5 protein-coding genes are annotated in these 3,189 nt (G+C 41.5%); 4 read left to right on the plus strand and 1 reads right to left on the minus strand.

What is annotated here, in order from left to right; translation table 11 throughout:
• The first annotated feature begins 269 nt into the window (after window positions 1-269).
• The 4 genes from HMPREF9999_RS09365 (at window position 270) to HMPREF9999_RS09380 (ending at window position 2,695) form a co-directional block, all read left to right on the plus strand.
• The gene (locus HMPREF9999_RS09365) at window positions 270-464 is read left to right on the plus strand and encodes a hypothetical protein (RefSeq protein WP_009437862.1); all 195 of its coding nucleotides are present in this window, start codon (window positions 270-272) and stop codon (window positions 462-464) included.
• 3 nt (window positions 465-467) lie between these two features.
• Window positions 468-1,163: a leucine Rich repeat-containing domain protein gene (locus HMPREF9999_RS09370; protein WP_009437863.1), complete on the plus strand. Its 696-nt coding sequence runs from the start codon at window positions 468-470 to the stop codon at window positions 1,161-1,163.
• Window positions 1,160-1,783: a hypothetical protein gene (locus HMPREF9999_RS09375; protein ID WP_009437864.1), complete on the plus strand. Its 624-nt coding sequence runs from the start codon at window positions 1,160-1,162 to the stop codon at window positions 1,781-1,783. Before HMPREF9999_RS09370 ends, HMPREF9999_RS09375 begins: the two co-directional genes overlap by 4 nt.
• A gap of 210 nt (window positions 1,784-1,993) precedes the next feature.
• A complete protein-coding gene (locus HMPREF9999_RS09380) occupies window positions 1,994-2,695 on the plus strand; it encodes a hypothetical protein (RefSeq protein ID WP_009437865.1) in 702 nt (233 codons plus the stop codon).
• Between the two features lie 63 nt (window positions 2,696-2,758).
• On the opposite strand, the gene HMPREF9999_RS09385 is transcribed toward HMPREF9999_RS09380, so the two are convergent.
• Entirely contained in the window at window positions 2,759-3,100 is a 342-nt protein-coding gene (locus HMPREF9999_RS09385) for a transposase (RefSeq protein ID WP_009437866.1), read from the minus strand.
• Between the last annotated feature and the right edge of the window lie 89 nt (window positions 3,101-3,189).

Raw genomic sequence — 3,189 nt, forward strand, 5'->3', positions numbered from 1 at the left:
GTATGTTTTTTCAGAGAACTCATCGAGCCGAGTAATCTTAAGTAGGCTATACTGTCGTCTCCCGCCATCTCTTAGTGAGTTGGCGAGGGATGTTTGTAAACTCTACAGACGAATAGGCGGACTTTTGCGAAGTGGGCAACGACAATTATCTCTATTACGAATATCATGGCGATGTATCTGAGCGACTTGCTGGCATGTTAATGCACGAAGCTCTTCATGTAATGCATTATAGGTAAATACAAGGTACATTGAATGTCACACACGGAAACATGTCTAAGGCTTATGAATACTTGAAGAAAAACGGATACCCCCAGGAATTTCTTAAGAGATTCTTTGTGGGTGTTGACGATAATCAGATATTCCATTTCAATCCCGACCGCGAACATATTTATATGCTCAAATATGACCATGGGGCAATCAGTGAGGCAATCACAGAATACCAGATGTTTCTAAAACTCCGATAAATTATGACTAAGTCTCTTGCACTTCATAAGCTTCGTACCACCTTGCTTGGACTTGGCTTATTGCTTTCTTTCTTCTGTTGCTTATCTTTCAGCTTAAAAGATTCGTCTGGAGCAGATAAACTTGCTAAGCTTTACCAATTACCATGGGGAACTCACATTAAATACCTTGATTTATCAGGACAAAATCTCACAGAAGTTCCGATACTCTCCATGTACGATATCGAATCGCTCAACCTTTCGCACAATAACATTAGGAGTATCAATATGCGAAATCTTCCAATCGCTTTGAAAAAGCTCAATGTGTCGTATAATCATTTGGCCGACACAATCGTATGGAATGAACTCTATGCTCCAGACCTTCGGGTGCTTAATTTCTCACACAACAGAATAACAGCATTCATTCCTTTGTTTCGGAATATGGACCTGCTCGATCTATCTTACAACGATTTGGTACATTACATAGAGCATAATATGCACTTGAATTGCGAAACGTCTCGTATTCTTGTAGCAAATATCAGTTACAATCCTCGTCTGTCACCAATCGTACTCAGGGTCTACTCTTGGATGCCTCTTCATACGCTACGTATTATAAAAAAAGGTACGCCAGCTGAGCACAAAAGACTTGATTACAATCAGCGCCGCGGGGAAGAAATCGGTTTGAAATATAATCTATATAACCATCTAGACTACTTCCAATGAATATCTTGTTTATCTTCTTGTTTGTGCTATTCTTAGACTTCAATGGTAGCCAGACGCCAGTCAAAGGACTCAAAGCTCTCTACGAATTTCCTGCAGGAAGTCATATCGGGTATTGCGATCTTAGCCATCAACAGCTTAAGACTATGCCTAATCTATCCATGTATCATATAGATACGCTGGATATTTCGTACAATGAGATACGAAGTTTGGACAATGCTCTTCTGTTTCCTCAAGACTTGGTATTTCTTAATATCAGCCACAACAACATGAAGTTTGTTATGATAAACATGCCCAAATCATCTACTGATATAGGGACTAGACGCTTTGTAGGCTTCTATCCAGAGCTATTTCCAAAGTTAGAGCAATTAGATGTTGCTTATAATCGTGTGAAGCGTCTAGTGCTTCCTCCTAGCATTCGTCATGTTAATGCAGAGCATTGTGAATTGCTGTCGATTCGTCTTTGTCTCCCTTACGACCAGCAGCACAAAATCACTTATCTCAACCTCAACGACAATCCAGAACTATATAGTGTTGTGAACTTTGACGTGAACACAATAGACACATTGCTCACCAGCAATTGTGCAAATGGATATCCCTTAATTAAGGCTCCTGATGAATAAGCTTAACTCATCCCCTCTAAGCGGTTCTCGGATTCACAAGACAATCATTGAGGGTAGAGTTGGTGCTCCAAAACCATCGAAAAAGTAGCTATTACCCATACTCCTTTTCAAAAGACGTTTTCGCCGACATGACATTGTCCAAAACATTTTCACGATTTAGACTTGCTCGTTTGTTTCAAGAAAACGTTTCACTAAAACACTTCATTTACGATGAAACATTTACTCACTCTTCTGTTGGCAGTGCTTTGTATGAGCATGGTAAGCATGCATGATTTGCAAAAAGACAATCGAGAAGAAGCAAAGCGACTTGTGCAAAGCACACAGATCATGACCTTCAATGGCAAAACGGATTCACTGATTCTGATTCTTGATCATGCCATACAGCTAGACTCTTCTCTTTGGGAAGCCTATTCTAGAAAAGCTTTCCTCCTCGATATTGCTGGTCGACAATCGGAAGCTCTCCACATGTTAGAACAGCTTGAACGCGATGGACGTTTCGCTAACCAATCTTGCCTTTTGTTTCATCTGGGCGACCACTACTATTGTGCTAATGATACTCCACGTGGCAAAGAGAAATTCAGACAAGCGCTAAGCATAGACGAGGCTCGCTTTGCTGAACACCCTTGCGATTCTCTCATAACATGGCTAGCTTATGGCTATCGTCGCCTCTATGATGGTAAAACCGCTTGGAAGAAATGTATGGCTCTCTTCAAGAAGTCGCCCATCACGAGTCGGAAAGCACGTAAAGAGGCTATCCAAGAAGTGCGTACTTGGGCTAGCATTGGGGAGGGTCAGATTGGTGCTTGTCTTGACCCTTATAAATTCTACCAATTTGTGGACAAGCAGAAAAAAGAACACTTACAGAGAACTAAGGTAAAAACAAAGCATAAGATTGGCTCTAAACGTCACTAACCTGCTCCCCCACCATCTCCTTGGTGGGTTGGTGGGGGTCCCACAATGAAAATAGCATTTCTTTCAGCCCTCAATCCTACGGACATACACGCTTGGTCGGGGACACGACATTAGATTTGATGAAAAATTAATATTGCTGTCCGGTAAACTTCCTATTGCCAAGGTGGCATCTTGGGGCAGGTGCACCTTTTTGAGAAGATAATGATCGTGTTGGGAAGCAGAAGTCAGTTCTGCCACCATCGGTACACCTACTTGATACCTCATAATGGTGTGTACCTTCATGCCGCCTTTCTTCTTTCCGCTTTTAGGATGTCTACCTACTCCCTTAAGAATGTTATCAAAGAGCGTGATTGTGGTAGAATCCATCATATACAGCTGCTTCTCCCAGGCTTTTTGACAGCTCACAGAGCGGCTGTCCGGTAAAATATGTACTTTTGCTCATGTTACTAGTGTTTTTTTCCAACAAGCAAAGTAACAAAAGAGGCTGAAATCCT

The organism is Alloprevotella sp. oral taxon 473 str. F0040 (assembly GCF_000318095.2).
Lineage (GTDB): Bacteria > Bacteroidota > Bacteroidia > Bacteroidales > Bacteroidaceae > Alloprevotella.

Excerpts from the sequence above, each read along its gene's own strand:
- HMPREF9999_RS09365 (WP_009437862.1), top strand. The coding sequence starts at position 270 with ATGTCTAAGGCTTATGAATACTTGAAGAAAAACGGATACCCCCAGGAA.
- HMPREF9999_RS09370 (WP_009437863.1), top strand. The coding sequence starts at position 468 with ATGACTAAGTCTCTTGCACTTCATAAGCTTCGTACCACCTTGCTTGGA.
- HMPREF9999_RS09375 (WP_009437864.1), top strand. The coding sequence starts at position 1,160 with ATGAATATCTTGTTTATCTTCTTGTTTGTGCTATTCTTAGACTTCAAT.
- HMPREF9999_RS09380 (WP_009437865.1), top strand. The coding sequence starts at position 1,994 with ATGAAACATTTACTCACTCTTCTGTTGGCAGTGCTTTGTATGAGCATG.